Source organism: Parapedobacter tibetensis (genome assembly GCF_024704835.1).
GTDB lineage: Bacteria > Bacteroidota > Bacteroidia > Sphingobacteriales > Sphingobacteriaceae > Parapedobacter > Parapedobacter tibetensis.
In genome coordinates this window covers 1-1004 of record NZ_JAMXBE010000059.1, presented here as the reverse complement: position 1 = coordinate 1004, position 1004 = coordinate 1, and the positions used below count along the sequence as shown (strand labels likewise).

Annotated in this window: 2 protein-coding genes; both read left to right on the top strand. The window is 57.2% G+C overall.

Annotation, left to right across the window (positions count from 1 at the left end; all coding sequences use genetic code 11):
* The first annotated feature begins 35 nt into the window (after nucleotides 1-35).
* The gene (locus NF543_RS25230) at nucleotides 36-671 is read left to right on the top strand and encodes a fibronectin type III domain-containing protein (RefSeq protein WP_257957584.1); all 636 of its coding nucleotides are present in this window, start codon (nucleotides 36-38) and stop codon (nucleotides 669-671) included.
* A gap of 14 nt (nucleotides 672-685) precedes the next feature.
* On the top strand, nucleotides 686-1004 hold a 319-nt coding region (locus NF543_RS25225; protein WP_257670981.1), incomplete at its 3' end, for a DUF5675 family protein.

Below are 1004 nucleotides of genomic sequence, written 5' to 3'. Positions count from 1 at the left end.
AACAAATGGAATATTTAATTTAAAAACAAAAAACAATGTATACACCAAGAATCTATACAAGTTACACCCCCCTGGGTGACGCCCAATTGGCGACACTGGCGGGCAAGACGTTGACGGACATGGCGGGGAATGGAAACTTCCCCGATCCGGTACCGACGCTGGAAGATTACGGCAACCATGTGAACGATTACCGCACCAAGCACGAGGCAGCCGCCGAGACAGGCGGCAAGTTTGCCACCACGGCCAAGGACATCGCCCGGCTGGCATTGCTGCAAAAGATGAAACAGCTGGCATCTTACGTGAATTTCACGGCCGACGGCGATGCCAACAGGCTGGTGAGCTCGGGCTTTATGCTGGTACCGCCGCCGAAAAGCAACACGGTGCCCGAAGTGCCCCTATGGGTACGCCTGCGACGCGGCCCGCAGCAAGGACAGCTGGTAATGGACTGCGCCAAGGTACGCCACGCCTGGCAATACGGGTACCAGCTGGGCATACGGCCCACCGATGGCGGCCCGGTCGGCTGGGAGGACGCCATCCACTCCACCACCCGGTCAAGGACCAACGTGATTGCGGGATTGGAAAGTGTGAAGGCGTACTGGGTACGTGTGAGGGCCATGAATGGTTACGGTACGGGCGACTGGTCGGAACCGGTATCGGGATCAACGGAGTAAACAGGCGGGGCACCATGGAAAACGCAATCATCAAAATGGTTCGCGTGGCACAGGGGAAGGACAGTACCCTCAGCCACCTATATATCGGCAGCCTTTTTTGCTGCTACCTCTTGGAAGACGGCATCCGCAAGGAAAAGGTCCAAGGGCTCACCTGCATCCCGGAAGGGGAATACCGGCTATCGCTCAACCACTGGGCAGGCATGAACGCCAAATATGCTCCGAAATACCCAAAACTGCACCGGGGCATGGTCGAGGTCACGGAAATCCCCAGCTTCAGCCTCGTATTCATCCACATCGGCAACTACCATACCCAAACGGCGGGATGCCCGCTCA